We start from the raw sequence: 25,540 nt of genomic DNA on the forward strand, positions 1-25,540 counted from the left end.
GGTGGGAACAGGGCGTTCTTTTTCTTTGCGAGGGATTCGTTAAAGGACAGAGCCTCGGTGGCCTGCTTCTTCTCATTGTTTTCCACAGTGGAAAGTATGACACTTTCCGTACTAGAAAACAAGGGTTTTGTTACACTGCGGGGCATGACTAATCATGACGCGGGTAACAAGAAAGTAGCAATCGTGACGGGTGCCTCCTCCGGGATTGGCGCCGCGAGCGCGCGGGCGCTGGCAGCCGACGGCTGGCACGTGATCGTGGCGGCGCGGCGCAAGGACCGGCTGGACGCCCTCGCGGAAGAAATCGACGGCACCGCCATCGAGCTGGACGTCGCCAGCCAGGAGTCCGTGGACGCGCTCGCCGCGCAGGTGGACCGGGTGGACCTGTTGGTCAACAACGCCGGCGGCGCCAAGGGCCTGGAGCCACTAGTCGACACCAAGATCGGGGACTGGCAGTGGATGTATGACGTGAACGTGCTGGGCACGGTACGCATGCTGCAGGCGCTGGTGCCGAAACTAGAACAAGCCCCGGATAACTCGGGGCTTGTCATCAACATGGGTTCGGTGGCCGGCTGGGGCGTCTACGAAGGCGGCTCCGGCTACAACAGCGCCAAGCACGGCGTGCGGGTGATCTCCCGGGCGCTGCGGCTGGAAAACCACAACATCCGCACCACGGAGATCGACCCGGGCCGCGTGGCCACCGATTTCTCGCTCGTCCGCTTCAGCGGCGACGAAGAGCGCGCCGCTAAGGTCTACGACGGCCAGCTCAACCTCGCCGCCGAGGACATCGCGGAGGCGGTGCGCTGGGTGGCGTCCCTGCCCGCCCACGTCAACATCGACGTGATGACGGTCAAGCCGCGCACCCAGAGCTAGGAGCTAAGAGCCTACTTCTGCAGACCGAACTGGCCGGAAACGGCCGGGGTCAGGTTCTGGTAGACGTGCTTGTGCTCCTGGTACTCTTCCAGACCCGTCGGGCCCAGCTCGCGGCCGTTGCCGGACTGCTTGTAGCCGCCCCACTCGGCCTGCGGCAGGTACGGGTGGAAGTCGTTGATCCAGATGGTGCCGTGGCGCAGGCCGCGGGCGACCTGCTCGGCCTTGCCCGCATCCGTGGTCCACACCGCGCCGGCCAAGCCGTACTCGGTGTCGTTGGCGATCTCGATGGCCTCCTCCTGCGTGGTGAAGGTCTCCACCGTCACGGTCGGGCCGAAGGCCTCGTCGTGGACGCAGTCCATCTCCCGGGTGGTGTCATCGATGATGGTCGGCAGGTAGTAGATGCCGGCGCCCAGGTCCGTGTTGCCGGTGCCGTGCTGGCCGTTGGTGTCCTCGCTGGTGGCCGCGCGGCCGCCGGTGAGGATGGAGGCGCCCTGCTCGCGGGCGCGGTCCACGTACTCGGCGATCTTCTCGCGGTGCTCGGCGGAGATCAGCGGGCCGGTCTCGGCCTTGTCGTCCGTCGGGCCGCCGATCTTGATGTTGTTGGTGCGCTCGACCAGGGCCTCGATGAACTTGTCGTGGATGGATTCCTCCACGATCAGGCGGGAGCCTGCGGAGCAGACCTGGCCGGAGTGGAAGAACGCGGCGTTGAGGGCGTTGTCCACGGCGGCGTCGAAGTCCGCGTCGGCGAAGACGACGTTCGGGTTCTTGCCACCTAGCTCCAGCGCGGTGCGCTTGACGGTCTCCGCGGCGTTCTTGGCGATCAGCTTGCCGGTGACCAGGCCGCCGGTGAAGGAGACCATGTCCACGTCCGGGTGCTGGGACAGCGGGTTACCGCAGTTGGCGCCGGCGCCGGTGATCAGGTTGGCCACACCGTCCGGCAGGCCGGCATCGCGCAGCACGGCCATGAGCAGCATGGCGGTGTGCGGGGTCAGCTCCGCCTGCTTGAGGACGAAGGTGTTACCAGCAGCGATGGCCGGGGCAACCTTCCAGGACACCTGCAGCAGCGGGTAGTTCCACGGGGTGATCAGGCCGCAGACGCCGACCGGCTCGGCGTCGATACGGGAGCGCACGTTCGGGTCCGCCGGGTCGACCACGCGGCCGGCCTGGTGGGAAGCCAGGGTGCCGAAGTAATCGAAAGCGCCGGCGATGTCTTCCATGTCGCCCATGGACTCTTCCAGGCGCTTGCCGGTGTCGGCGGATTCCGCCTTGGCGAAAAGCTCCTGGTTGTCGCGGATGGCCTGGGCCACGCGCAGCAGCAGCTTGCCGCGCTCGATGGCCGGGACGGAGGACCAGGTGCCGGCATCGAAGGTGCGGCGGGCGACTTTGATAGCGCGGATCGTGTCCTCGTCGGTGGCTTCGGAGACCTCGGCGACGACGGTGCCGTCGGCCGGGCAGGTGATGGTGCGGGTGCCGCCCTCAGCAGCGGCCTCCCACTGGCCATCGATGAATAGGGACTTCGGACCGTCGCCCGTGTGGACGCCGGAGAGGAGCTCCGTCGTAGAAGGATCAAACAGTGCGTTCTGGGTGCTCAACAAAGCATCCTTTCTTGTCGGCGCTTTAATAGGGGCCGGCATTCGTATTCAAACAGGGAAGTTGTTCGGTTCCGCTTTCCGGTCTACCAGAACTAATTATCCTCGCGCCAGATCTGCTCGGGCTCTGCGCCATCGGAAACATCGGACTCACCTGGGCGTTCGGACTGCATGTGCAGGAAGGCCAGGTGGCGTTCGTAGAGATCCAGCACGTTGTTGATGAGCTGGTTCTCGCTGTAGCCGTAGACGTCGTAGCCCAAAGAACCGGTGAGATCGTAGACCTCGAGGCGGAAGTATTCCTTCTGATCACCGGCCAGGAACTCCGGGCATTCGGAGGCCACGGGGAAGAGCTGGTAGCGGAACTTGCGCTCGTTGTGCAGCGTGACCTGCAGGTCCAGCTGGGGCAGTTCCAGGTCAGGCAGCTCGCTGGTCAGCAGGATGGCGTCGTAGCCGCGCTGGCGCATCTGGACCGCGACCTTTTCCAGGGCGAACTCGGCGGTGTTCCGCATATAGGTGTCCATGTCCTGCTTGGTCGGGTAGGTATTGGCGCGATCCAGGCGCTGCTTCCAGCTGTCGCCGTCGGCGGCGATCCGGTCGGTGCGGCCGGAGATAACGCCGTGGAGCGCGGTGGTGCGCGCCTCCTTCTGCAGGTTTTCCAGGCGCAGCGACTTCCACAGGGAGAACATCACCAGGTAGATGACCACGGCGAAGGGCAGGCCCATGACCACGGTGGCGGACTGCACCGTGGCGATGCCGTCGATCTGCAGCAGGGCCAGGGTCAACAGACCCACGGCGATGGACCAGAAGATGCGCAGCCAGCGGGTTCCGTCTTGGCGACTGTCGGTGATCTTCGAGGTGAAGTTCGACATCACCAGCGCGCCGGAGTCGGCCGAGGTGATATAAAGCAGCAGGCCGATGCCCGTGGTCAGCAGGATGATGAAGCCCGAGGCCGGGAACTCCTGCAGCATGTCGTAGAAGCCCTGCTCCGGGATGTTGACCGCGTTCTCGGCGAACTCGGGGTAATCACCCGAGCGCACCATGTCCAGGGCGGTGTTGCCGAAGAAGGACATCCACATCAGGATGAACAGGAACGGGAAGGTCAGGGTGCCGAAGATGAACTGGCGCAGGGTGCGCCCGCGGGAGATACGCGCCAGGAACAGGCCCACGAAGGTAGCCCAGGCGATCCACCAGGCCCAGAAGAACAGGGTCCAGGACTGCATCCACTCGGAGGTGGCGGCCGGATCATCCGTGAAGGCCATGGTGTCCATGGTCCAGGACGGGAACTTGGAGACGTAGTCGCCCACGTTCATCACGATGGCGTCGAAGAGGTAGGCGGTCTTGCCGAAGACCACGATGTAGATCATCAGTGCGATGGCCAGGAAGACGTTGAGCTCCGACAAGAAGCGGATGCCCTTGTCCACGCCCGAGACGGCGGACAGGGTAGCGATGGCAATCGCGATGATGATGAGGGCGGACTGCAGGCCGAGGCCCTGGTCGATATCGAAGATGAGGTGGATACCGTAGGACAGCTGCACCACGCCGATGCCCAGGGAGGCGGTCACGCCGAAGACGGTGCCCAGCATGGCGGCGACATCTACGGCGTCGCCGACTGGGCCGTGCACGCGCTTGCCAATGAGCGGGTACAGCGCGGAGCGGATGGCCAGCGGCATGTTCAGGCGGTAGGCGAAGTAGCCGAAGGCCATGCCCATCAGGGCGTAGAGCGCCCAGCCGGTCAGGCCGTAGTGGAACATGGCGTAGACGACGGCCTCCTTGGCCGCCTCCATGGTCTCCGGCTCGCCGGTGGGCGGGGCCAGGTACATGGTCACCGGCTCGGCCACGGCGAAGAACATCAGGTCGACGCCGATACCGGCGGCAAAAAGCATGGAAGCCCACGCGAAGGTGTTGAACTTCGGGCGCGAGTGATCCGGGCCCATCCGGATATTGCCGGAACTGGAAATCGCGATGTAGAGGACGAAAACGACCGCGATGGTCGCGGTCAGGATGTAGAACCAGCCGAGGTTGGTGCTGATCCAGCCGGTGACGCTGGCCAGCGTGTTGGCGGCGTGTTCGCGGCCCAAGCCGGCGTAGAGCGCCATCGCGATGATCAGCACGCTGGAGACGGTGAAGACGGGCCAGTTCGTCTTGGGCGGCTCGACCTCGTCGGCGCCGACATCGGAGCCGGTTTCCGCCTTGTAGCTGCCTACCAGGGCGCGGACCTGGTAGCGCGATCGGTGTTTGGTGCGCGCCTTGCCTTCTGAAGAAGGTTCGGCTTTAGCGGGTTGGGGCGATTCAGGATCATGTGGATCGAAATTCGCCATGGATCACTCCTCTGAAGTTGTTAGCGCCCTGGCCCGCACCGACGCCCAAACGGACATAGACGGGCTTAAGGCTAAACGCTCAAACATATTTGATTCATATATTCGAAACGGCGCAAAAAACCCGAGCGCATTTAGGGTGGGAAGGGACAAAGGCACTATCGAAAATACCAGTATGGAACACGTCAAACTTATCCTATTCTGGGCAAATTGCAAGCTTCTCAGGTAGGCTCGTTATGTAAGTAGGAGCGGAATAATGCGTATTTGTCCATGCACTGATTGCATAATATGCATTTCTGAACACCGCGAAGAAAGGAAGTGCTTTCCGTATGGGTCTATTAGACAAGGTGACTAAGAATAACTCGAAGAAGGTAACTGACGAAGTAAGCGACGTGGTTGTTGTCGGCGGCGGCTCCGCCGGCTCCGTGGTCGCTGCTCGACTGACTGAAGATCCCGAAACCCGCGTGCTGGTCCTGGAAGCCGGCCGCAACGACTCCCTGTGGGACCTGTTCGTCCACATGCCGTCGGCGTTCTCTTTCCCGATCGGCGCCAAGCACTACGACTGGATGTACGAGTCCGAGCCGGAGCCGGAGATGAACGGCCGCCGCGTCTACCATGCCCGCGGCAAGCTGCTGGGCGGTTCCTCGTCCATCAACGGCATGATTTTCCAGCGCGGTAACCCCATGGACTACGAGAAGTGGGCCGACAACCCGGGCATGGAGCACTGGGACTTCGCCCACTGCCTGCCGTACTTCAAGAAGATGGAGACCGCCACCGGCGCCGACCCGAACGATCCGCGCCGCGGCCACAGCGGCCCGCTCTACCTATCCCGCGGTCCGGCCACCAACCCGCTGTTCCAGGCCCTGTTCAAGTCCGTCCAGCAGGCGGGCTACAACCTGACCAACGACGTCAACGGCTACCGCCAGGAGGGCTTCGCGCCGTTCGACCGCAACATCCGCCACGGCAAGCGCTGGTCCGCGGCCCGGGCTTACCTGCACCCGAACAAGCAGCGTAAGAACCTGGAGATCCGCACCCACGCCTTCACCACTAAGGTCCTCTTCGACGGCCAGAAGGCCATCGGCGTGGAATATGAGTGGGAAGGCGGCGTCCACCGCGTCTACGCGGACAAGATCGTGCTGTCTGCCGGCGCCATCAATACCCCGCAGCTGCTGCAGGTCTCCGGCATCGGCGACCGCGAGCTGCTGGAGTCCCACGGCATCGAGGTCGTCAAGCACCTGCCGGGCGTGGGCGAGAACCTGCAGGACCACCTCGAGGTCTACATCCAGTACGAGCTGACCAACAACACGGATTCCTCCCAGCCGTACCTGGATAAGTGGCGCTGGCCGTTCATGGGCCTGGAGTGGCTGCTGACCAAGAAGGGCCCGGTGGGCACCTCCCACTTCGAGGCCGGCGGCTTCGTGCGCTCCAACGACAAGGAAGCGTACCCGAACCTGATGTTCCACTTCCTGCCGATGGCAGTGCGCTACGACGGGCAGAAGGCCGACGTCAAGCACGGCTTCCAGTGGCACGTTGGCCCGATGTTCTCCGACACCAAGGGTTACGTGCGCATCAAGAGCGCCGACATCCACGAGAAGCCGGAGATCCTGTTCAACTACCTGCGCACCGACCAGGACCGCCGCGAGTGGGTCGAGGCCGTGCGCGTGGCCCGCTCCCTGCTGGACACCGAGGCCATGGAGGAAGTCGGCGCCCGTGAGTTCAGCCCGGGCTCCGACGTCCAGACCGACGAGGACATCCTGGAGTGGGTCCGCAACGACGGCGAGACCGCGCTGCACCCGTCCTGCACCACCAAGATGGGCTCCAAGGACGACGAGATGGCTGTCGTCGACCCGGAGACCATGCAGGTCTGGGGCATCGAAGGCCTCTACATCGCCGACGCCGGTGTCTTCCCGAACGTCACCAACGGCAACATCTACGCCCCGACCATGATGGTGGGCGAGAAGGCCGCCGATCTGATTGCCGGCCGCACCCCGTTGGAGCCGGAGTACACCTCCTGGTACAAGGCCGGCGAGGACATGCCGCTCTACGCCGAGGGCGAGAAGGTCCGTGACCACAAGGACGCCATCGAGGGCGCCTGGTAAACCCACGGAAAACGCTCCGTTACACTAAAACCGTCACCTGCCACCCCGGCAGCGTGGCGGTTTTTCAATGACTGCCCCTTTAAATTACGGAAGGTAGAAACCCCCATGAGCATGGCCTCCCTGCTGACGCTCATCGGCGTGTGGATAGTCCTGCTGGTAACCCCGGGCCCGGACGTGGTGCAGGTGATCCGCACCGCGCCGCGCTCGCGCCGGGCGGGCCTTTTGTGCGCGGCCGGGATCGCCACCGGCACGGGTGTATGGCTGGCGGCCTCCCTGGCGGGCCTGTCCGCGCTGATTGCCGCCCGCCCGGAGCTGCTCAGCGGCTTGCAGGTCATCGGCGGCGGGGTGCTTATCTACATGGGGCTTAGCTCCCTGCGCGGCGGGCTGCGCACGAGCCAGCCCGAGGCCGCGCAGCCCGAGCGCGTCCAGGGGGTGCTCACCGCCGGCAAGTCCTATCGCCTGGGGCTGATGACCAACCTGTCCAACCCGAAGGCCCTGGTGTTTTTCGGCGCCGTCTTCGCCCAGTTCCTTTCCCCGGGTATGTCCGCGCTGTGGACCGTGGCGGTCGGCCTCATCCTCTTGGCCATCTCTTTCGCCTGGTTCGGCGGCTTTTCCCTCGTCGTGCGCACCGCCGCGCGCTGGTTGGCCCGGCACGGCAACTGGCTGGACATCGTCGCCGGCATCATCTTCACCATCTTCGGGCTTGTCATGGTGGTGGAAGGAGTCATGGGCCTGGTTAATTAGCCCAGTACACAAACCTGTTTCCCACTAGGTGGGATGGAGCGTACCTTCGATGGCGGTATCAACTCCGCCGTTTGCGGAGCCAAAGAGAGCTCATCCAAGGTCCCGATGTGCGGTCGGGGCCTTGCAGTCGTTTCTACAGGAGGTGCGCGTGTCTTTAGTCTCTTTGCTCACGCTGATGGGGGTGTGGCTGGTGGCCATGGCCTCACCGGGGCCCGACGTCATCCAGATCATCCGGCTGGGGTCCCGCTCCACCCGGGCGGGGCTGTGGGCGGCCCTGGGCAGCTCCACCGGCCTGCTGCTCTGGGTGGTGGCCTCGCTGGCGGGCCTGTCCGCCCTGATCGACTCGCACCCGGGGATTCTCATCACGCTTCAGCTGCTGGGCGGTACCTACCTGCTGTGGATGGCCTACAGCGCTATCAAGTCCGGGCTGGCGCAGCGCCGCGTGCCCGCCCGCGTGGTGCAGACGGAGACCTTCCAAGAGGACAACCCGGATTCGGCGCCGCGGGTGTGGATCACTGCCGGCAAGGCTTACCGGATGGGTTTCATCTGCGATCTGTCGAACCCGAAGGTCGTCATCTTCTTCGGCGCGGTCTTCTCCAATTTCTTAGAGCCGGGCATGAGCCTGGGCTGGTCGGTGCTGCTGGTGGTGTTGCTGGTGGGCGAGTCCCTGGCGCTTTTCGGCGCCGTCGCGCTGACCGTGCGGGCGTTTTCGCGCTGGATGTCGCGCCACTCCTCGTGGGTGGATCTCTTCTCGGGCGTGGTCTTCCTGCTCCTGGCCGCGTTCATCCTCTACGAAGGTGTGCGCGGGGCAATCGGGGTAGCCTAAAGGCATGATTTTCACGACGACGAACACAGTAGAAGGCCGCGAGATCGACACGTACCTGCGGGTCATCGCCGGCGAGACGGTTTCCGGCATCAATTTCTTGAAGGACTTCGGCGCGGGCATCCGCAACATCACTGGCGGGCGCTCCGCCGGCTACGAGGAAGAGGCCGTGCGGGCCCGCGAGTCCGCCCTGAACGAGCTGTGGAACCGCGGCCAGGAGCTGGGCGCGGACGCGATGATCGGCATCGCCTTCGACTACACGGTGCTGGGCACGTCCAACAACATGCTGATGGTCACGGCCTCGGGCACCGCGGTGACGCTGAAACCCCAGCGGTAGACTGGTCCGCATGGCGGAAATTCTAGTGCCCATTGCGGGCGAGTCCATCAAGATTGGCCAGTTCCTCAAGCTCGCCAGCGCGGTGGCTACCGGCGGCGAGGCCAAGGAGCTCATCGCCGCCGGCGAGGTCACCGTTAACGGTTCGGTGTGCCAGACGCGCGGCGAGAAGATCGTGCCCGGCGACCGGGTGCAGGTAGCCGACGCCGTCTTCGTGGTGGGCCAAGCCGACGACGCGGACGACGACTTTTTCGACGAGGCCACGGCCGATGATGATTTTGACCCCGAGAAGTGGAGGAACCTGTAGATGCCAGCATTCGAGGCCGAGGTAGGCCTGCCCTTCTGGATCGACTTGACCACCGCAGACCATCCGGCCTCGGCGGAGTTTTACCGCTCCGTGCTGGGCTGGGACATCGAGGGCGAGCCGGGCGGTTACCAGACCGTGACGGTCAAGGGGCTGCCGATCGGCGGGTTTATCCCGCAGCCGGAAGGCGCCCAGACCCCGGATACCTGGGTCACGCATTTCCTGTCGGCGGATATCGCGGCCGACTGCGAGCGCGCGGAGCGCCTCGGCGGCAAGGTGATGGCGGATCCGCGCTCCATCGAGCGCGGGCAGATGGCGCTGCTGGTGGATCCCACCGGTGGCCTCTTCGGGCTGATCCAGCCCGCGGCACCCACCAGCTTTACCGCCGGCGGCGAGCCCGGCTGCGCGGTCTGGCACGAGCTGAGCGTCACGCGGGATTTCTCCGCGGCGCTCGACTTCTACGGCGAGCTCTTCGACTGGGAGCTGCGCACCAGCCCGGGCAGCGCAGGGGAGATCGAATACGCCACCGCGGAGGCCGAGGGCGCGGCCTTTGCCGGCTTCTGGAACGCGCAGGGACAGTTCCCGGACCAGGTCAATAGCTTCTGGCAGACCTTCCTGGGAGTCGCGGACCTCGACGCCGCGGTGGAGCAGGCGCAGGCCCACGGCGGGGAGGTCATCCGGCCGGCCGAAGAGTCCCCGTTCGGCCGCATGTGCCTGCTGGCCGATGCCACCGGCGCGACGGTTACCCTGGTCGAGACCCCGCCGGCGCCGGAGGAAGAGCCGCGCGAGTCCGACGACGTGCTCAACCTCGGCGGCTAAGTGAAAGAGACGGTCCGCAGCGTCTGCGCGGCCATCCCGGCCGGCAACGTCACCTCCTATGGCGAGGTGGGCAAGGTCGCCGGCGTAGGCGCCCGCTACGTCGGCTGGTTCTTGAGCCGGCATGGCGCGCAGTTGCCGTGGTGGCGCGTGGTGCGCGCCGACGGCACCTGCCACGATCCGGACCGCGCGCGGGCCCACTGGCAGGCGGAAGGAATCGCGTTTTCCGCAGGTAGAGTGGATATGCGGCAGTGCGGTATCGCCGCTGAAGAATTACAGTCCATCTGGCAAAGGGGTTGAGTGTTTGCGCGCTGGGTTTTTCCTCCTGCTGGCGATTGCCAGCGAGGTGGTCGCCACCTTAGGACTGAAAATAGCCCTGGATCATCCGTGGGTCTACGCGGTGGTGGTGGCCGGCTACGCGGCGGCCTTCGCGCTGCTGCATAGGGTCCTCAAGCTGGGCATGGCCATCGGGGTGGCCTACGGCATGTGGGCCGCCGGCGGGGTAGTGGCCACCGCCGCGCTGTCGGCGGTGTTGTTCGGGGAGACGCTGACCTGGTTGAAGATTACCGGAATGGCGCTCATCGTGGCCGGCGTCGCCTGCGTGGAGATGGGCGCCAGGCCGCGCCCGCAACCGGCCCCCGTGGAGGTGGGTACCGTATGAGCTGGGCGTATATCATCCTCGCGGTGCTCTGCGAGGTCGCCGGCACGATGAGCCTGCGGATGTCCGCGGTGCGCGGCGGGCGCTGGTGGCTGTTGGCCGTCATCGCGGGCTACCTCGCGGCCTATGTCTTTTTGTCCCTGGCCCTGCTGGAGGGAATGGCCCTAGGCGTGGCCTACGGGATCTGGTCCGCGGTAGGCGTGGCGTTGACGGCGGTGCTGTCCTTCCTCTTTTTCAAAGAGCCTTTCACCTGGCTGAAATCCCTGGGCGTGGCGCTGATTATCGGCGGGGTGCTGCTCGTGGAGATGGGTTCTTAAGCAACCCTGTATTTCCCGCCGGCCGCGTATTAATATCAGGGCATGCGCTATTCCGTCCCCTGCGCTGCGGTGATTATCGCAGCGATCGCCAGCCCCGCCGTCGCCCACGCCGCGCCGTCTTTGACAGGTGTGCCGGAGCGCACCCAGGTCACGGTCCGGCACGCCAGCGGCTGGAGCATCGCCACGCCGAACGCCAACGAGTCCCGGCCGGCGCTGTCGCTGGCCAAGCTGTACCTGGGCTACTGGGTGCTCAAGCACGGCGCCGCGGCGGACAAGGCGCAGGTGGAAGAGATGATCCGGGTCAGCCACGACGGCATCGCCACGGACCTAGACGCCCGCTACCCGCAGGCCATCGACGGCGTGGCCCGCCAGTTCCGCCTGCATGCCACGCACCGCAACGGCTACTGGGGCAACTCCGTGACGTCGACGGAAAACATGGCCAGGTTCATCGACGCCATCCACGGCGACCCGGCGGCGGCGCCGCTGTTTCGGGGCATGAACACTGCTGCGCCGGTGGCGGCCGACGGCTACCGCCAGGACTTCGGCACCGCCACGTTGCCGGGCATGGAAGGCACGAAATTCGGCTGGTCCGACAGCCGACACATCCACGCTAGCGTTTCCCACGGGCACGGTTTCACCGTCGCAGCGCACACCTTCGGCACGGCCGGCGAGCACACCGCCGACGTGCGCCGCGTGGAACCGGCCGCGCAGGCGTGCGGGGCCGTCAACCGGGCGGTAGCGCAGATGGGGTCGTCGCGAGTCTGCTAACTCGCCTAAGCTGGGTGGGTATGAAAGACCTTTACCAGTTTGTCAATGGACCTTGGCTCGACGCACACGTCATCCCGGACGATCGCGGCGTGGACGGTACGTTCCACGGCCTGCGCGATGAGGCCGAGGAGATGGTGCACGAGATCGTGCAAAGCGATGACTCCCGCCCGGGCGCGCTTTACGCCTCCTTCATGGACGTCGACGGCGTCAACGGCGCCGGCCTCGCCCCGTTGGATAAGGACCTAGACCGCCTGGCCGTCGAGGACATGGACGCCCTGGCGGAAGTCCTGGGCCAGCTCGAGCGCGAGGGCGTGGGCGCCCCGGTGACCTTCTGGGTGGAAAAGGATTCCGGCTCCGAGGACGCCGTCCCTTACCTCATCCAGTCGGGCCTGGGCCTGCCGGACGAGGCCTACTACCGCGAGGAGGCGCACGCGGACACCCTGCGCGCCTACACCGAGCACGTGGCGCAGATGCTGGGCTTTTTGGATCCGGCCCGCCTCTTCGGTCTGGGCGCGGAGGTCGCCGCGCAGCGCGTGGTGCAGTTGGAGACCGACATCGCCGCCGGCCACTGGGACGTGGTCGCCACCCGCAACGCGGTGGAGACCTACAACCCGGTTGAGCTAAAGGACGTGCCCCGCGTGGCGCAGACCATCGTGCGCGCCGGGGGAATCAAGGACGGCCGCGTGGTCTCCATGATGCCGTCCTACTTCGACCACCTGGCCGGCCTGTTTACCGAGGACCGGATCGCCGACTGGCAGCTGTGGGCCACCTGGCACATCCTGCTCTCCCGCGCCGCCCTGCTGCCGGAGAAGGTGGGGGCGAAGAACTTCGAGTTCTACGGCACCCGCCTGTCCGGGGCCACCCAGCAGCGCGACCGCTGGAAGCGCGCGGTGGGCCTGGCGGAGAGCTTCGTGGGGCAGGAGATCGGCCGCGCCTTCGTGGACAAGCACTTCCCGGCCTCCTCCAAGCGGGAGATGGACGAGCTGGTGGACTACCTGATTGCCGCCTACCGCGAGCGGATTAGCACCCTGGAGTGGATGACCCCGGCCACCCGCGAGCGGGCGCTGGAGAAGCTGGGCCAGTTCAAGGCGAAGATCGGCTACCCGGATACCTGGCGCGACTACGGGGACTTAAGCTTTAGCCCCGCGGGCGCCGACCTGGTGGACAACGCGCGGCGCGGCGCGGCCTTCTCCCACGACTACGAGCTGTCCAAGGTGGGCAAGCCGGCCGACCGCGACGAGTGGGTCACCACCCCGCAGACCGTGAACGCTTTCTACAACCCGGTGGTCAACGACATCACCTTCCCGGCGGCCATCCTGCGCCCGCCGTTCTACAACCCGGAGGCGGACGCCGCGGAGAACTTCGGCGCTATCGGCGCGGTCATCGGCCACGAGATCGGCCACGGCTTCGACGACCAGGGCTCGCAGTACGACGGCCTGGGCAACCTGAACTCCTGGTGGACGGATGAGGACCGCGCCGCGTTTGAGAAGCTCACCGCCCAGCTGGTGGAGCAGTTCGACGGCCAGGTGCCCACGGTGCTCAAGGACAACGGGATCGAGTCCTCCGGCGTCAACGGCAAGTTCACCCTGGGGGAGAACATCGGCGACCTGGGCGGCCTGGGCATCGCCGTGGTGGCCTACCAAAACTACTGCCGCGACAAGGGCATCGATCCGCACGAGAAACTCGCCCCCTTCGAGGTCGATGGCGCCGAGCCGGAGCTCTACGAGCAGAACTACTCCGGCCTGCAGCGCCTGTTCCTGGCCTGGGCGCGAGTCTGGCGTACCGCCATCCGCCCGGAGATGGCCACCCAGTACCTGGCCATTGATCCGCACTCCCCGGCGGAGTTCCGCTGTAACCTGATCGCCGCCAACGTCGCGGAGCTCTACGAAGCCTTCGACGTGCCGGCCGATTCCCTGATGTACGTCGCCCCCGAGCAGCGCGTGACCATCTGGTAGTTATGAGCACTCCGGATAACGCGCGCCCCCTGGACGAGGGCCAAGAATGGTTCATCGGCGGCCAGGACCGGCAGCTGGACGACGACGCCCAGCTCGAACAGCTGGCCTCCTATATCGACGCCCACTACGAGCTGCCGGACTTCACCCCGCCGTGGAAGGGCGGGGCGGGGGATCCGGCCCCGGCGGACAACTACTGCGCTCAGCTGCCCGACCGCGTCACCCACGCGGCCATGATGGTCCTGGGCACCGGGGTGGACCACAGCCTGCCGGGCGTGGCTTTTACCCGCGACGTGGAGCAGACCGACCTGCCCGAGCTCCCCGCCTGCCAGTTCTCCTCCACCCAGGAGACCGCGCATTCGGGCACCTGGGTGGTCAGCCTGCACTCGGGCGGCTGGTGGCGCGGTTCCGGTAGCGCCCTGGACATGCAGTGGCGCCCGGAGGTCGCCGCCGCGGTCGGGCTGAGCGGGGCTCACGCGGTGGACCTGGACTACCCGCTGGTGCCGCAACACTCGGTCGGGCAGATGCTCGAGGCGGTAGCCAAGGCGGTCGAGTACTGCCGCGACCAGGGCGCGGACAAGGTCGTGGTCTGGGGTTATTCCTCCGGCGCCGCACTGGCCGCACTCGCCGCCCCGCTTGCCGATGCCCTCGTGCTCACCTTCCCGGACTTCGGCGCCCTGGCGGCCCTGCCGGACGAGCTGCGCGCAGGGCACGAGCTCCCCGACCCGGAGAGCTGGCCGTCAACCTTCCTCCAGCTCGCCCGCCAGGACGAGGTCGCCGCCCACCCGGACGTTAAAGGCAGCCACATCACCACCCGGGACTACGCCGGGCGGCACCGCTTCCAGACCCCGACTGTCATGCGTCAGCGCATCCGTGACGTTGCGGAGTTTCTCCGCGGGGTGAGCTAACGCAATTAGCTTTCCTGGGTAGCAGGTGCGACATCCATGGTCCGACCATAGAGTTTCACCTGCTTCGCGTTGTTCGGGATGACGAAGGCCCCGTAGATGCGGGACTTCTCGCCCCCGTGCCGGATGACGAACCAATCTTCCGCGCCGTCCGTGGCCATCTGGCAGTCGACGGCGAAGTCGGCTTCCTGGGTGAAGCCCTCGTCGTCGATGATTTCCGGCCCCTTGAGCATCGCGCCATTAGCGCTCATGGGGTTGTCCAGCTTCTGGACGTCGAATTCTCCCCACACCTGCAGGTATTGCTTGCCCGAGGCGAGATCGTCCTGCTCGGGAACCCCGTAGGTGCCGTAGTGGCACTCCTCGCCCACGGTGGCGTCGGTGATGGTGAGATAGGCCTCGTTGTCGGGCAGCGAGGAGGTCTCGAAGGGAGTGCCAAACTCGATTGTCTGGGACTCGTTGGCCGGGGCATTTGTGGTACTGGGCGCTGCGGCGGAGATCGTCTCCCCAGCGTTGTCTGTTTGCTCCTCGCTCGAGCAGGCAGCAGCGCTAAGGGCCGTGGCGGACAGTAGAACAAGGGTGAAGACTCTCTTCATGGGTCCTCCCTAGATGAGACAGTAAAGATGAAAAGAGTGTAGAAAAAGCGCTGGACACCCGGGCGTTTTACTTCGAAATAGTTTTCGATAGCAAATTCATGCCTCTGCTACGCTGGCCCTTGTTCATTGACTAAGCCACAGCAGGAGGACAGCACATGACCCCATATTTCAACGCCTTACTCGCCTTCATGCTGGTCTTTTCCATCGGTGGGGTTACCTTCGATGGGTTTGCTTCCGTGGAGCGCTCGGTGGTGCTCGTGGCGGTATCCTACGCTGCGGCCATGGGGGTTTATGTCCTGACTAAGCGTTTCCAGAAATAACCCGCCTCAGCCGGTTTTTAGCTGAGGCGGGTGCGGAGGTCTATTCTTCGCCCTCGGGGCGGACGTTCATCTCGGAGTTCTTCCACCAGCCGGAGCGGGTGATGTCTTCCAGATTGATATCGGCCTTGTCCGGGGCGATGCCCTCGGAGTTGGTGCGCAACTCGTATTTGTAGATGGAGCCCCAGTCGCGGTCCCAATCATTGTTGAGGTAGCTGGGGATTTCGTAGGAGTAGTTCACGGCCTCCGAGGTGGACATGGCGCCGCCGCCGCTGAAGGACTGGAAGTCGGTCAGGGAGGTCTGCGCCGGAGCGTCCGGCAGGATGCGGAATTCCGGAATCTCGGTCACGCCGGCGTAGTGGTCGAAGGTGCGCTGGCAGGGGAACTGCAAGGCGGTGGACCAGTCCAGCAGGGCCGGGCGGGAGCTGTCGAAGCGCGAGGTCATGCTGGTCAGCTCCGGCACGCGGGGCGGGGTCACGGCGACCCAGTCGTCCTCGTTAGTGGAGTCGTCCACGGCGACGATGCGCACGACGTTGGCCTCGTCCGGGATGTCGGCCAGCGGGTAGCGCAGGTTGCGCCACTTCGGGGTGGCGCCGACGTCCATCATCTCAACCTCGCCGGTGTTGGAGACGCGCCCGGTCTCGTCCGCGGTGCCGTATTCGAGGGTGACGTCCATGCCCTCCTGCTCCACGCCGTTGACGTCGTGGTGGTGGATCTTGCCGGCCACGCCGACGGTGATCAGCGGGGAGTTTTCCTTCTCCTCGGGCAGGTTAAACCACTTGGTGGTCAGTTTCGCGGTCGAGTTCTGGCCTTCGTTGTAGGAGCCTAAGACCGGTACCTGGTGGTAGTCGAAGTTGAACGGCAGGTGCTTGACCGAGCCGTTGACGCCCGTGGTGTCGCGGGAACCGCCCTCGGAGGCGCCGGATTCCTCGGCCGCCTTGCTGGCGGAGTCCTTGTGGCTGGAGTCCTCGGAGTCGTCGGAACCGGTAGCGTCCGAGTCGGAGACGTCCCCGCCGGCGGAACGGTTGCCGCCGGAGGCGGCGGAACCGGCCGAGCCGGAGTCACCGATAGCGCCGACCGACGCGGAGTTCTGCGCCTCCGGCTCGATATCCTCCGGGATGCCGTTGGGGTCGAAACCGTAGTTGTCCTTGTCCGGATCGGTTAAGGAGTCACCCAAGTCGCCGTCTATCGGGGCCAGGAAGGCGTCGTTGGTATTGGTCTCGATCATGGCTTCATCCGACAGCGAGCAGGTCTTGCCCGCCAGGGCCTGGGTGTTGCCCTTGCCCACGCTGTAGGCCGGGTACTGGTCGACATAGGCCTTGGCGAAGGAGGCCACGGAGATACCCACGATGAACGCGCAGGCCAGCGCGATAGGCGCCGACATGACCCCGGCCCAGCGGGACACCCGGGCGGCCTCTTGGCGTGCGAATTCGTCGGTGGCGCCGGCGGCCTCGGCCTTCGCCTTGCGCGAGTTGTGGCGGAAGGACTGCCAGATGCCTATGCCTACGAGGATCAGCCCGATGGCCAGCAGCACGGTGTTGGCCTCGATGGCCCGGAACTGGATGGTGCGGTCCCACCACGGCACGCCGAAGGAGGAGACATACCACCAGGCATTCCAGCCGGCGGTGGAGAAGGCCAGCAGGATAACCACAGCGGCCAGGGAGAAGGTCCTCGCCCGCGGCGACTTCAGCGCGATCTGAGACAAGACCACCGCACCGAGCGCGGCGATGACGCCGGCCACCCCGGCGTAGATGCCGAAGTGGTGGGTCCACTTGGTCGGGGTGAACAGCAGGAAGAACATGGACATGGCCACGATGAGCAACAGGCGCCGGGTGATGTCCTGCGGCGCGCCCGCCACGCGGTGGTCCTTGATGTAGGCGTAGATGATGAGCACCAGGCAGAACAGCATGGTGAACATGGCGAAGCGGCGGGTCATGGAGCCGTCCACGGACTGCTGGAACAGCGTGGAGTAGCGCACGTACTCGGAGTACCACGGCAGCGCCGGGCCGACCTCGGAGCGCACGCGGATGGACTCCATCACCGCGGCCAGGGTCTGGTCGCCGAAGACGGCCACGAAGATTGCCGTGCCGGAGGCCAGGAAGGGAGCGATCATGCTCAGCCAGCCGGTGGCCCCGCCGCCCAGCAGCGGCAGGCGCTCGCGCATGATCTTGAACAGCTGCGGCAGGCAGACCAGGAAAACGCCGACGGCGAACAGGCCGGTCGGGCCCGCGCCCAGGGTCAGCGTGGCGGCGATGGTGCCCACGGCCGCGGGCAGCAGACGGCGCGTGGCGATGGCGCGCTCAAAGGAGGCCCAGGTGAAAATCACGCCGAGCGCGATGACCGGTTCCGGGCGGACACCGTTGTTGTACGGCAGCCAGAAAGCCAGGAACATCAACGCCGCGGTCCAGTGGGCCACGCGGCGCGAGTCAATCAGCTCGCCGAAGCGGGGGAGCAGTTCGCGCGAGAGGATGAACCAGATGAGAAACGCGGAGACCAGCGCGGGCAGGCGCATGAAGACCGAGGTCGCGGAAATCTGGGACAGGAAGGCCACCAGGTCGTAGTACGGGGAACCGAACGGTGACTCCGGCACGCCGTACCAGCGGTAGTAGTTGGCCATGTAGTCCGCGTTCTCCGAGACCCGCCCCATGGTCAGGATGAAGCCGTCGTCGGAGGTGTTGGCGCCGAAGATATGCCAGAAGACCAGCACCGCGGCGACCACGCCGTCCAGCGGGCGGATCTTCTTCCAGGACTCCGGCACGAAGCCCGGGCGCTTGCCGTCCAAGCGGTCGATGCGCCACAGCGTGAACAGGCTGACCAGCACCATCGCGAGGCCGCCCCACATGGCCAGCGACTTGATCAGGGTGGGCGAAGAGGTAAACCGCGAGTTGATCTCGACCTGGACGTCGAGCCCGTCCGCGCGCAGCTGGGCGAGGTTTTCCGGGGTGTCTTCGATCTCCGAGTAGGCGCCGGTGACCTGCGGGCGCAGGTCGTCGTCATCGATCGACTGGGAGAACGGGCCCACCTTGACGGTGGTCTCGTCCTCGGTCGAGGAGATGTGGATGACGTCCTTGTCGTCCAGGCGCTCCATCTGATCCGGGGTCAGGGAGAGCACGACCTCGTTCAGGGAGCTGACCGACAGGCCGAAGTCGCCCGCGTTGACGAAGAGGCCGCGGTCGGTGGCCTCCTTGGAGGAGGCCGGCAGCGTGCCGAAGAGCTGGGTCTGCCCCTCGCGCAGTTGGTCGATAGCGGAGACCGGGATATCGGCCTCCAGCTGTTCCGGCGCCAAGGAAATGAGCGGCGCGTTGACCGAGTTCAGCGAGTCGTCGCTGGGCCAGCTGAACGAGGACTGGACCTGGTTGACCGGCAGCAGCGGCGTGGCGATAAACAGCACGAAGCCCACCAGGCCCGCCACGATGGCGCTAAGACGGAGCCACCCGGGGGCGGGGGAGCCGTGGCTGGTGGGTTCGGCTGGCGTATACGGAGTTGCGAGGCTATCTGACACGGCGAATAGTTTACGGCACCGCGGCTAAAACTCCATGTCGCGGCATACCTTCCGCCGGCTAATCCGTGCGGACGGCGACCACGAAGGGGCCGACCTGTTCCATCGCCCAGTGCGCCTCGTCGAAGACCTCGGAGTCGAAGAAGACGGCCCGGTAGCGCACGTTCGGCTGGTTCGGGTAGATGTCCTCGGCCAGGTGGGTCTTGAAGCCGTCGGCGGAGTCTTCCAGGCTGCCGCGGAAGAGCATGGCGTCCGGCCCGCGCCAGGGGGCCGAGTCCAGGGCGTCGAGGAACTCCTCCGGGGTCTGGTCCCAGGAGTCGTTGGCCCAGGTCTCGATCTGCTCGTTGCGGGCGTCGAACTGGCCCAGCGGGTTGGCGTAGTGCGAGGTGAAGGCGTTAAAGCCCCAGTAGGGGTGGTAGGCCATGAACAGCTTTTCGTCGGTGAGCATCACGGATTCGTTGGGCACTACCCCGTGGTCTTCCAGGAAGCGCTGGATCTCCTGGTAGTGGCCGGAGGAGTCGCTGGTGTAGCGGTCGGCGCGCTCGCCGTAGCCGTCGGTGTCCGTGTAGGCGTGATCGATGGCGGACTCGTTTTCCTCGGGAATGCGCTGGGCGTAAAAGACCCCGCCCAGCACTAACACGGCCATGAACGCGGCGGTGATGCGGCGGTTGGTGGCGGGGCTAAAGCCCTGCGGCCAGAGCTTGTCGATGCCGTGCATGCGCACCTCGGCCAGCGCCAGGACGCCGGCGGTGGCCATGATGAGGACCACGAGGATTTCCAGGCGGAAGCCGAGCAGCGTGCTGCCCAGCAGGGTCAGCACCATCGATGCCGCGATCCACAGGTAGGCGCCGCCGAGCGCCCAGCCCAGGGTCCGGATGTCGCGGTTGTTCTGGCGCAGGAACAGGTACACCAGGCCGATGAGGCAGAGCAGCCCGATGATGGTCGGGGCCAGGAAGGGCACCGGGATCTGCGTGCCCTCTTCCGGCAGGTAGTGCTGCGCGGTGGAGTTGATGGGGACATCGGAGCGCAGCACGCCGAGGACGTACGGGCCCCAGCAGATGGCGGCCAGGGCCAGCGAGCCGACTCCGATGCAGATCAGGCGCACGATGGGCTCCCAGCGCCGCTCCAGCACCGCGGTAATGATGGCCACGAAGCTGACGACGGTCAGGGAGATCGCGCCGGTGAACAGGGTGTAGAAGGAGGCCGAAGCGCCCAGGAAGAGCGCCAGGCCTAGCGTGGACAGCCAGGAGCCGTGGAAGGCCCGGGAGCACAGGAAGGCCGCCGCCGGCACGCCCATCGCGATGACGGCGGAATAGGGCTCTTCGGCGGCAATGGTCAGCGTCACGGCCGTGGTGGTCAGCGCGATAGCGGTGGCTACGGGCAGGGAGCCGACCAGGCGCTGCCACAGAGGCACCAGGAGGCACCCGCACATGGCCAGGGAGATTAGCGCCCAGGGCTGGAAGACCTCCCAGCCGGGAATGCCCAGCACGTTGGCCAGGCGCCCGCCCAACCAGAACCAGCCCATCGGGTAGAAGGTGGGCAGATCCAGGTAGTTCATGTCCGCGTGCGTGGCGGTATCCGCCATCCGCGTCAGGAACTGCGTGCGGAAGACCTGGTCGACCTGGATGCCGGCCAGCCACAGGCGGCTGGCCGACAGCGGCAAGCCGATGGAGGACAGCACCAGCAGCGCCGGGGAAAGGTAGGACACGACGGTGGTCAGCCAGGCGCGCCAGCGCGGGCGCGGGCCGGCCGAGTGCTCGTCCCGGATCCAGAAAAACAGCAGGACGCCTACCACCACCAGCGTGGCGACAATACCTACCGTGGCCAACGCGCGCGTGACCATCGAGGTCGAAAACGCCGGCAGGGACACCGAGCGGAAGACTGCCCAGCCGGCCAGGGTGACCAGCCCGCCGCCCAGCGCGGCGAGCAGGATGGCCAGCAGCGCCGGCCCACGGCCGAGCTCATCGCGGTGATCGCCGAACTGGGACAGCGGCCGGGCGGAGGCAGGTGCGGAAGGAGTTGTCACGGTGGACTCAGTGGACATGCTCTCTAGTTTCTCATATAGCGCGGCTCGTTCCTCATAGCGCACGCTGCGAACGGGGATACTGGACGAGGCTGCGTACGTCGCTATACAGCACCAGGGATCTTAGGTACGGTGATACGCGGTTACCGTGATCAGAACTAGAGAGAAACTATGAAGCGAGGATACGCAGTCGCAGCGGCGGGCGCGGTCGCGGCGGTGGCTATCGCCGTCCCCGTGGTCGGCCAGTCCTTTGGCGAAGATGAGTCGGAGTCGGTGCCCGCCCAGAAGGTGGGAGTGACCGTCGAATGCGCGGTGGAAGGCCCGGGAGCGGCCGGTGACACGCGCGTTGTGGGCACGGTGATTGGCAACGGCCAGACAGAAAAAGAGGCCCAGCGCGATGCGGGCCTCTACGTCAGCCGTTTCGGCGATGCCGAGGAACAGGAATGTCGCCAGCTGCCCCGGAACGAAAGCTCCGGGGCCTATGACTCAACCGGCGAACCGATTTAGAACGGCAGCTTCCGGAAAACCGGCTGCGGGATGAACTTGAAGGCCAAGCTCACGTACTTGAACAGCGGGTGGACGAAGATGGACTGCTTGCCGTCGAGGACCGCCTGCACGGTGTCCTTCGCGACGTCGGAGACGTTGACGGTCAGCGGGGCATCGCCAGCTTCGGCGGACATGCGGGTGCGGACCTGGCCGGGGCGGACCACCAGCACGTTGACGCCGTCGCCGCGCAGGGCCTCGCCCAGGTTGACGTAGAAGCCGTCCAGGCCGGCCTTGGAGGCGCCGTAGACGAAGTTGGAGCGGCGCACGCGCATGCCGGCCACCGAGGACAGCGCCACGATGGTGCCGTGGCCCTGCGCCTTGAACCGCTCGCCCAGCAGCACGCCGACGGAGACCGGCGCGGTGTAGTTGACCTGGGCAGAAGCCACGGCCTTGGCCTGGTCCTGCCACAGCTGTTCCTGATCGCCCAGGGTGCCGAAGGAAACGATGGCGACGTCGACGTCGCCGCGGGCGAAGGCGGCATCGATAACCGCCGGGTGGGAGTCGAAGTCGGTGGCGTCGAATTCGATGACCTCCACGTCCGCGCCCTTGTGGGCCAGCTCCGCGCGGGCGGCCTCCAAGTGCTGGGAGCCCGGGCGGGCCGCCAGGGTGACCTTGGCCGGGCCGCGGTCCAGGAATTCTTCGACGATGCCCAGGCCGATTTCGCTGGTGCCGCCGAGCAGGAGAATGTGTTGTGCTTGGCCTACTGCGTTAAGCATGAGTGTCCTTTCTTAGTGCAGCTCGAGGCGCCGCGACATATCGGAGGCAAAGACGCCGGTCGGGTCGATTTCGTTGCGGGTTTTCAGCCAGCCCTCCAGGCCGGGGTACATGCGGTGGAAGTTCTCCGCCGAGGTACGCGACTCCTTGGCCAGGTAGAGGCGGCCGCCGAATTCCATAACGCGGCGGTCCAGGTCGTCCAGGAAGGAGCCCAGGCCCTCGCGGATGGGGAAGTCCACGCAGACGTTCCAGCCCGGCATCGGGTAGGACAGCGGCGCGCGGTTGCCTTCGCCGAAGAGCTTGAAGACGTTCAGCGCGGAGTAGTGGCCGGAACGCTGCATGTCCCGGATGATCTCCTTGAACGGCTCGACCGCGTCCATGGGGACCACGAACTGGTACTGCAAAAAGCCCTTGGAGCCGTAGCCGCGGTTCCATTCGCCGATGAGATCCAGCGGCTGGTAGAACTGCGTGAGGTTCTTGACCTGGTTCCGGGCGGGAGCGCCCATCAGGTAGTAGGCCTCACCGATGGCGGACAGCGTCAGCTTGTTCATGGTCCAGGACGGGAAGATGTCCGGCACGGTCATCAGCTGCGGCGCGTTGAACTTCAGCGGATCCTGCGCCAGCTTCGGCGCGAATTCCTTGAGCTGGTCCAGCGTGGCCAGGCTGCCGCGGGAGATGGTGGAGCGGCCCAGCTTCGGCTCCGGGGAGATGACGTCGAACCAGGCGGAGGAGTAGGTGTAGTTCTTCTCCGAGCCGTCCGAGTGGAAGGCGATGGTCTCTTCCAGGTTCTCGGTGCGGTCCGTGTCCGCGATGAAGTAGGCGGTCTCCGTCTTGGTCATGCGGATCTGCGCGCGCAGGATGATGCCGGTCAGGCCCATGCCGCCGACGGTGGCCCAGAACAGGGTGCCGTCCGGGTCATCGGAGCTGCCCTCCGGCTCCAGGTGGAGCACGCGGCCGTCGGCCACCAGCAGTTCCATGGAGACCACGTGGTCACCGAAGGAGCCGGCGGAGTGGTGGTTCTTGCCGTGGATGTCCGGGCCGATGGCGCCGCCGATGGTCACCTGGCGGGTGCCCGGCAGGACCGGGACCCACAGGCCGAACGGCAGGGCGGCCTTCATCAGCTGGTCCAGGGTGACGCCGCCGTCGACGTCCACGATGGCGCTGTCAGGATCGATGGAATGGATCTGGTTCAGTGCCTGCATGTCGATGACGAGGCCGCCACCGTTTTGGGCCGGGTCGCCGTAGGAGCGGCCCATGCCGCGGGCGATGACGCCGCGGCGCAGGTGCTGCGGGGCGTCGGCGTTGGCGTCCGCAACCTGTGCGACCGCGTTCTTGATGACATCTACATCCGGGGTGGACAGCACGTGCGCGGTGGTCGGCGAGGTGCGGCCCCAGCCGTGGAGAGACTTCTCAGTGGTGTGTAATTCCATCTTTCAACTCTTTGCTTGACGGATAGTTCAATGCCCTAGCCTACCTAGTGCCGATCGGTATAGGTGTGAAAGCCAGCGCGGCGAGTTCGTGATATTCGGAACAAAACGGGCAGTACAACCGTATTATTTGTGCCCGGTTTCTATCTTTTCGGGAAGGAAGCCTAGAGATCCATGAGCTCGCGGATCTCGGCGGGAAGCTCCTCCTGGGCGCAGATGACCGGGCCGTCGTAGGCCTTGATGATCTCCATGACCCGGGTGCGGGAGGCCGAGTCCAACATCGGCAGCTCCTGGGCCATCAGCCGCGTCATGAACCCGTCGAAGGGAAGGTTGGTGTGCTCGGTGGCCAGAAAGTGGCCGTGGCGGTGGTCGTCTTCGTGGGTCTGGTCTTTCGCCGCCTGCTGCGCCGGGGTGAGGTGTTGCGGATCCGAAGAATACATGCGCCCAATTCTAGCCCTGCCTACAGTGGTGTCATGACTTCTACCGACCGCGAACGGACCGAAACCACGGTCAGCGCAGACAATACTGACAACTACGCCCTGGATGACACGCTCGCCGGAAGGATCGCCCAATCGGCGATCATCGGCGTGGTGACTTCCTACCCGGACTGGATCAAAAACCGCACCGTGCTCATCGGCGCCTACGCCCTGTCCGCCGCCGGCTTTTTGGGCCTGGTGGGCTACCTGAACGCCCAGGACGAAGACGACGAGGAGTTCGGCCAGGTCCCGGACGACGCCCCGACCCTGCCCGCGTGGTCCATCGTGGCCGGCGTGGCGGTCTTCGCCCTCGGCGCGGCGCTGGACATCGCGGTCACCCGCCGGGTGGTCGGCTGGCTGCGCAAGCGCGGGGTCAGCAAGCCGTGGACGCTGCTGGGGGCCATCGGGGCGGGGTTGACCTTCGTGGTCAGCGAGGCAGAGGCCCGGGAGATCGCCCGCCGCGCGGATTAAGGTCCGTCTCAACTGGGGCAACGGTTAGCTAGCGGCGAAAGCGCTACGCTGGGGCCTATGTCAGAGATGGCCAGCGTCACCGATATCCGCGCCGCCCGCGGCCGCGGGGATCAGCTGGTGCGCCTTGCGCGCGAGCCGCTGACCGTCATCTGCCAGGTCTCCAACGTGCGCGCCGACGCGGAGGTCCACCGCCAGATCGGGCTGAACGACGCCCTGTCCTTCCACGACCTCCACGACGTCCTCACCGTCTGCTTCGACCTGCCGGACGAGGACTCGCCCTGGCACTTCTTCGAGCACCACGACGCCCGCGGCAAGCGCATCGATCCCACCCACCAGGTCTCGGAGTTCCTGTGGCGCGTGGGCTCGCAGGTGGACTACACCTGGGGGCTGTGGGACTTTTCCCTGGTGGTCGCCGATATTTACCCGCGCGACGCGGGATCGCCCCGGGCGCTGTGCGTGGGCGGATCGGGTTCCTTCCCGGGCTCGAGCTTCAACCTAACCGCGGTCAATGCGGCGCTGACCGGGCAGGACACCATCGACGAGGTCCTGGAGCTGGTCACCGACGAGGTGCGCCAGATAGTCGAGCGCACCCGGCTTTATGATTTCGTGCCGCTGCTGCAGGCGCTCGACTTGGAGCGCGAGGGGGATATCAGCCCCCAGGCGCAGCGGGTGCTGGCGAGCCTGCCGCGGGAGGTGACCTCCCAGGGCAAGGACGCCTTCTGGTCGACGGTGCTGGGGCTGGCCTGCCTGTCCGGGCCCGAGGTCACCGACAGCGTCATCGAGACCACCATGAACGCCCTGGGCTGGGTCGATGACGACGGCTCCGAGCTCGCCGCCGACCAGGCCCGCCACGAGTGCGAGGCCTCGCTGAGCGCCCTGGCGGAGATTGGCGGGCTGGGGGAGAAGAAGGCCTCCCCGGTCGAGCGCCTGGATATCTACCGCGCGCTGCTGCGGCGCTGATCATCAAGGCCGCGGGGCGC

The 25,540-nt window shown here is 65.9% G+C and carries 25 protein-coding genes; 17 read left to right on the forward strand and 8 right to left on the reverse strand.

Annotated elements, in window-relative coordinates; genetic code table 11:
- The first annotated feature begins 144 nt into the window (after nucleotides 1-144).
- Nucleotides 145-870 carry an SDR family oxidoreductase gene (locus tag ACEE23_RS04570; RefSeq protein WP_368520562.1) on the forward strand — a complete coding sequence of 242 codons (726 nt, stop codon included), beginning with the start codon at nucleotides 145-147 and terminating at the stop codon, nucleotides 868-870.
- 11 nt (nucleotides 871-881) lie between these two features.
- Here the strand turns inward: ACEE23_RS04570 and ACEE23_RS04575 are convergent, their stop codons facing one another.
- Nucleotides 882-2,462: an aldehyde dehydrogenase family protein gene (locus ACEE23_RS04575; protein ID WP_368520561.1), complete on the reverse strand. Its 1,581-nt coding sequence runs from the start codon at nucleotides 2,460-2,462 to the stop codon at nucleotides 882-884.
- A gap of 92 nt (nucleotides 2,463-2,554) precedes the next feature.
- Complete coding sequence (betT, locus tag ACEE23_RS04580; protein ID WP_448871291.1) at nucleotides 2,555-4,777, reverse strand: choline BCCT transporter BetT; 2,223 nt, start codon at nucleotides 4,775-4,777, stop codon at nucleotides 2,555-2,557.
- Nucleotides 4,778-5,103: 326 nt separating this feature from the next.
- On the opposite strand from betT, the gene betA reads away from it, so the two are divergent.
- The 12 genes from betA (at nucleotide 5,104) to ACEE23_RS04640 (ending at nucleotide 14,497) form a co-directional block, all read left to right on the forward strand.
- Nucleotides 5,104-6,873, forward strand: a complete 1,770-nt coding sequence (gene betA, locus ACEE23_RS04585) for a choline dehydrogenase (protein ID WP_368520559.1) — start codon at nucleotides 5,104-5,106, stop codon at nucleotides 6,871-6,873.
- A 105-nt stretch (nucleotides 6,874-6,978) separates the two neighbouring features.
- Complete coding sequence (locus ACEE23_RS04590) at nucleotides 6,979-7,617, forward strand: LysE family translocator (RefSeq protein WP_368534473.1); 639 nt, start codon at nucleotides 6,979-6,981, stop codon at nucleotides 7,615-7,617.
- A 148-nt stretch (nucleotides 7,618-7,765) separates the two neighbouring features.
- Nucleotides 7,766-8,443, forward strand: a complete 678-nt coding sequence (locus tag ACEE23_RS04595) for a LysE family translocator (RefSeq protein WP_368520557.1) — start codon at nucleotides 7,766-7,768, stop codon at nucleotides 8,441-8,443.
- 4 nt (nucleotides 8,444-8,447) lie between these two features.
- The gene (locus tag ACEE23_RS04600; protein WP_448871288.1) at nucleotides 8,448-8,777 is read left to right on the forward strand and encodes a heavy metal-binding domain-containing protein; all 330 of its coding nucleotides are present in this window, start codon (nucleotides 8,448-8,450) and stop codon (nucleotides 8,775-8,777) included.
- A 10-nt stretch (nucleotides 8,778-8,787) separates the two neighbouring features.
- On the forward strand, nucleotides 8,788-9,081 hold the full coding sequence (locus ACEE23_RS04605) for an RNA-binding S4 domain-containing protein (RefSeq protein WP_368520556.1): 294 nt from the start codon (nucleotides 8,788-8,790) through the stop codon (nucleotides 9,079-9,081).
- Complete coding sequence (locus ACEE23_RS04610; RefSeq protein ID WP_368520555.1) at nucleotides 9,082-9,897, forward strand: VOC family protein; 816 nt, start codon at nucleotides 9,082-9,084, stop codon at nucleotides 9,895-9,897. It abuts the gene before it with no gap.
- Nucleotides 9,898-10,194, forward strand: coding sequence for an MGMT family protein (locus ACEE23_RS04615; RefSeq protein ID WP_290224161.1), 297 nt, complete (start codon nucleotides 9,898-9,900; stop codon nucleotides 10,192-10,194).
- A 4-nt stretch (nucleotides 10,195-10,198) separates the two neighbouring features.
- Nucleotides 10,199-10,555 (forward strand): DMT family transporter, encoded by a 357-nt coding sequence (locus ACEE23_RS04620; protein WP_368521450.1) that lies wholly within the window; start codon nucleotides 10,199-10,201, stop codon nucleotides 10,553-10,555.
- Complete coding sequence (locus ACEE23_RS04625; protein ID WP_368520553.1) at nucleotides 10,552-10,869, forward strand: DMT family transporter; 318 nt, start codon at nucleotides 10,552-10,554, stop codon at nucleotides 10,867-10,869. The genes ACEE23_RS04620 and ACEE23_RS04625 overlap by 4 nt, the downstream gene beginning before the upstream one ends.
- Nucleotides 10,870-10,911: 42 nt before the next feature.
- Entirely contained in the window at nucleotides 10,912-11,637 is a 726-nt protein-coding gene (locus ACEE23_RS04630) for a hypothetical protein (RefSeq protein ID WP_368520552.1), read from the forward strand.
- A gap of 20 nt (nucleotides 11,638-11,657) precedes the next feature.
- A complete protein-coding gene (locus ACEE23_RS04635; protein WP_448871285.1) occupies nucleotides 11,658-13,592 on the forward strand; it encodes a M13 family metallopeptidase in 1,935 nt (644 codons plus the stop codon).
- 2 nt (nucleotides 13,593-13,594) lie between these two features.
- On the forward strand, nucleotides 13,595-14,497 hold the full coding sequence (locus ACEE23_RS04640) for an alpha/beta hydrolase (RefSeq protein WP_448871283.1): 903 nt from the start codon (nucleotides 13,595-13,597) through the stop codon (nucleotides 14,495-14,497).
- Nucleotides 14,498-14,502: 5 nt separating this feature from the next.
- Here the strand turns inward: ACEE23_RS04640 and ACEE23_RS04645 are convergent, their stop codons facing one another.
- Complete coding sequence (locus ACEE23_RS04645; protein WP_448871281.1) at nucleotides 14,503-15,087, reverse strand: hypothetical protein; 585 nt, start codon at nucleotides 15,085-15,087, stop codon at nucleotides 14,503-14,505.
- Nucleotides 15,088-15,242: 155 nt separating this feature from the next.
- On the opposite strand from ACEE23_RS04645, the gene ACEE23_RS04650 reads away from it, so the two are divergent.
- Nucleotides 15,243-15,407 (forward strand): hypothetical protein, encoded by a 165-nt coding sequence (locus ACEE23_RS04650; protein WP_448871279.1) that lies wholly within the window; start codon nucleotides 15,243-15,245, stop codon nucleotides 15,405-15,407.
- A 40-nt stretch (nucleotides 15,408-15,447) separates the two neighbouring features.
- Here the strand turns inward: ACEE23_RS04650 and ACEE23_RS04655 are convergent, their stop codons facing one another.
- A complete protein-coding gene (locus ACEE23_RS04655; protein WP_448871277.1) occupies nucleotides 15,448-18,906 on the reverse strand; it encodes an arabinosyltransferase domain-containing protein in 3,459 nt (1,152 codons plus the stop codon).
- A 58-nt stretch (nucleotides 18,907-18,964) separates the two neighbouring features.
- On the reverse strand, nucleotides 18,965-20,947 hold the full coding sequence (locus tag ACEE23_RS04660) for a galactan 5-O-arabinofuranosyltransferase (RefSeq protein WP_368520546.1): 1,983 nt from the start codon (nucleotides 20,945-20,947) through the stop codon (nucleotides 18,965-18,967).
- Nucleotides 20,948-21,097: 150 nt separating this feature from the next.
- Between ACEE23_RS04660 and ACEE23_RS04665 the strand changes: the two genes are divergently transcribed.
- Nucleotides 21,098-21,433 (forward strand): hypothetical protein, encoded by a 336-nt coding sequence (locus tag ACEE23_RS04665; protein ID WP_368520545.1) that lies wholly within the window; start codon nucleotides 21,098-21,100, stop codon nucleotides 21,431-21,433.
- Here ACEE23_RS04665 and ACEE23_RS04670 read toward each other — a convergent pair.
- The 3 genes from ACEE23_RS04670 to ACEE23_RS04680 all read right to left on the reverse strand — a co-directional run bounded on the left by ACEE23_RS04670 (nucleotide 21,430) and on the right by ACEE23_RS04680 (nucleotide 24,053).
- Nucleotides 21,430-22,188 (reverse strand): decaprenylphospho-beta-D-erythro-pentofuranosid-2-ulose 2-reductase, encoded by a 759-nt coding sequence (locus ACEE23_RS04670; RefSeq protein WP_368520544.1) that lies wholly within the window; start codon nucleotides 22,186-22,188, stop codon nucleotides 21,430-21,432. The two genes, ACEE23_RS04665 and ACEE23_RS04670, sit on opposite strands and share 4 nt — an antisense overlap.
- Nucleotides 22,189-22,200: 12 nt before the next feature.
- A complete protein-coding gene (locus tag ACEE23_RS04675; protein ID WP_368520543.1) occupies nucleotides 22,201-23,616 on the reverse strand; it encodes an FAD-binding oxidoreductase in 1,416 nt (471 codons plus the stop codon).
- 161 nt (nucleotides 23,617-23,777) lie between these two features.
- Entirely contained in the window at nucleotides 23,778-24,053 is a 276-nt protein-coding gene (locus tag ACEE23_RS04680) for a hypothetical protein (RefSeq protein ID WP_368520542.1), read from the reverse strand.
- A gap of 33 nt (nucleotides 24,054-24,086) precedes the next feature.
- Between ACEE23_RS04680 and ACEE23_RS04685 the strand changes: the two genes are divergently transcribed.
- Complete coding sequence (locus ACEE23_RS04685) at nucleotides 24,087-24,560, forward strand: hypothetical protein (protein ID WP_368520541.1); 474 nt, start codon at nucleotides 24,087-24,089, stop codon at nucleotides 24,558-24,560.
- A gap of 57 nt (nucleotides 24,561-24,617) precedes the next feature.
- Nucleotides 24,618-25,520, forward strand: coding sequence for a hypothetical protein (locus ACEE23_RS04690; RefSeq protein WP_409338200.1), 903 nt, complete (start codon nucleotides 24,618-24,620; stop codon nucleotides 25,518-25,520).
- The last annotated feature ends 20 nt before the right edge of the window (nucleotides 25,521-25,540 follow it).

The organism is Corynebacterium sp. 32222D000AT (assembly GCF_053546955.1).

What these genes read in the sequence shown, in the direction of transcription:
- ACEE23_RS04600 (WP_448871288.1), top strand. Translation starts at nt 8,448, where the DNA reads ATGATTTTCACGACGACGAACACAGTAGAAGGCCGCGAGATCGACACG.
- ACEE23_RS04645 (WP_448871281.1), bottom strand. Translation starts at nt 15,087, where the DNA reads ATGAAGAGAGTCTTCACCCTTGTTCTACTGTCCGCCACGGCCCTTAGC.
- ACEE23_RS04690 (WP_409338200.1), top strand. Translation starts at nt 24,618, where the DNA reads ATGTCAGAGATGGCCAGCGTCACCGATATCCGCGCCGCCCGCGGCCGC.
- ACEE23_RS04640 (WP_448871283.1), top strand. Translation starts at nt 13,595, where the DNA reads ATGAGCACTCCGGATAACGCGCGCCCCCTGGACGAGGGCCAAGAATGG.
- ACEE23_RS04625 (WP_368520553.1), top strand. Translation starts at nt 10,552, where the DNA reads ATGAGCTGGGCGTATATCATCCTCGCGGTGCTCTGCGAGGTCGCCGGC.
- ACEE23_RS04650 (WP_448871279.1), top strand. Translation starts at nt 15,243, where the DNA reads ATGACCCCATATTTCAACGCCTTACTCGCCTTCATGCTGGTCTTTTCC.
- ACEE23_RS04635 (WP_448871285.1), top strand. Translation starts at nt 11,658, where the DNA reads ATGAAAGACCTTTACCAGTTTGTCAATGGACCTTGGCTCGACGCACAC.
- ACEE23_RS04680 (WP_368520542.1), bottom strand. Translation starts at nt 24,053, where the DNA reads ATGTATTCTTCGGATCCGCAACACCTCACCCCGGCGCAGCAGGCGGCG.
- ACEE23_RS04660 (WP_368520546.1), bottom strand. Translation starts at nt 20,947, where the DNA reads ATGTCCACTGAGTCCACCGTGACAACTCCTTCCGCACCTGCCTCCGCC.
- ACEE23_RS04670 (WP_368520544.1), bottom strand. Translation starts at nt 22,188, where the DNA reads ATGCTTAACGCAGTAGGCCAAGCACAACACATTCTCCTGCTCGGCGGC.
- ACEE23_RS04605 (WP_368520556.1), top strand. Translation starts at nt 8,788, where the DNA reads ATGGCGGAAATTCTAGTGCCCATTGCGGGCGAGTCCATCAAGATTGGC.
- ACEE23_RS04570 (WP_368520562.1), top strand. Translation starts at nt 145, where the DNA reads ATGACTAATCATGACGCGGGTAACAAGAAAGTAGCAATCGTGACGGGT.
- ACEE23_RS04675 (WP_368520543.1), bottom strand. Translation starts at nt 23,616, where the DNA reads ATGGAATTACACACCACTGAGAAGTCTCTCCACGGCTGGGGCCGCACC.
- betT (WP_448871291.1), bottom strand. Translation starts at nt 4,777, where the DNA reads ATGGCGAATTTCGATCCACATGATCCTGAATCGCCCCAACCCGCTAAA.
- betA (WP_368520559.1), top strand. Translation starts at nt 5,104, where the DNA reads ATGGGTCTATTAGACAAGGTGACTAAGAATAACTCGAAGAAGGTAACT.
- ACEE23_RS04630 (WP_368520552.1), top strand. Translation starts at nt 10,912, where the DNA reads ATGCGCTATTCCGTCCCCTGCGCTGCGGTGATTATCGCAGCGATCGCC.
- ACEE23_RS04685 (WP_368520541.1), top strand. Translation starts at nt 24,087, where the DNA reads ATGACTTCTACCGACCGCGAACGGACCGAAACCACGGTCAGCGCAGAC.
- ACEE23_RS04665 (WP_368520545.1), top strand. Translation starts at nt 21,098, where the DNA reads ATGAAGCGAGGATACGCAGTCGCAGCGGCGGGCGCGGTCGCGGCGGTG.
- ACEE23_RS04610 (WP_368520555.1), top strand. Translation starts at nt 9,082, where the DNA reads ATGCCAGCATTCGAGGCCGAGGTAGGCCTGCCCTTCTGGATCGACTTG.
- ACEE23_RS04590 (WP_368534473.1), top strand. Translation starts at nt 6,979, where the DNA reads ATGAGCATGGCCTCCCTGCTGACGCTCATCGGCGTGTGGATAGTCCTG.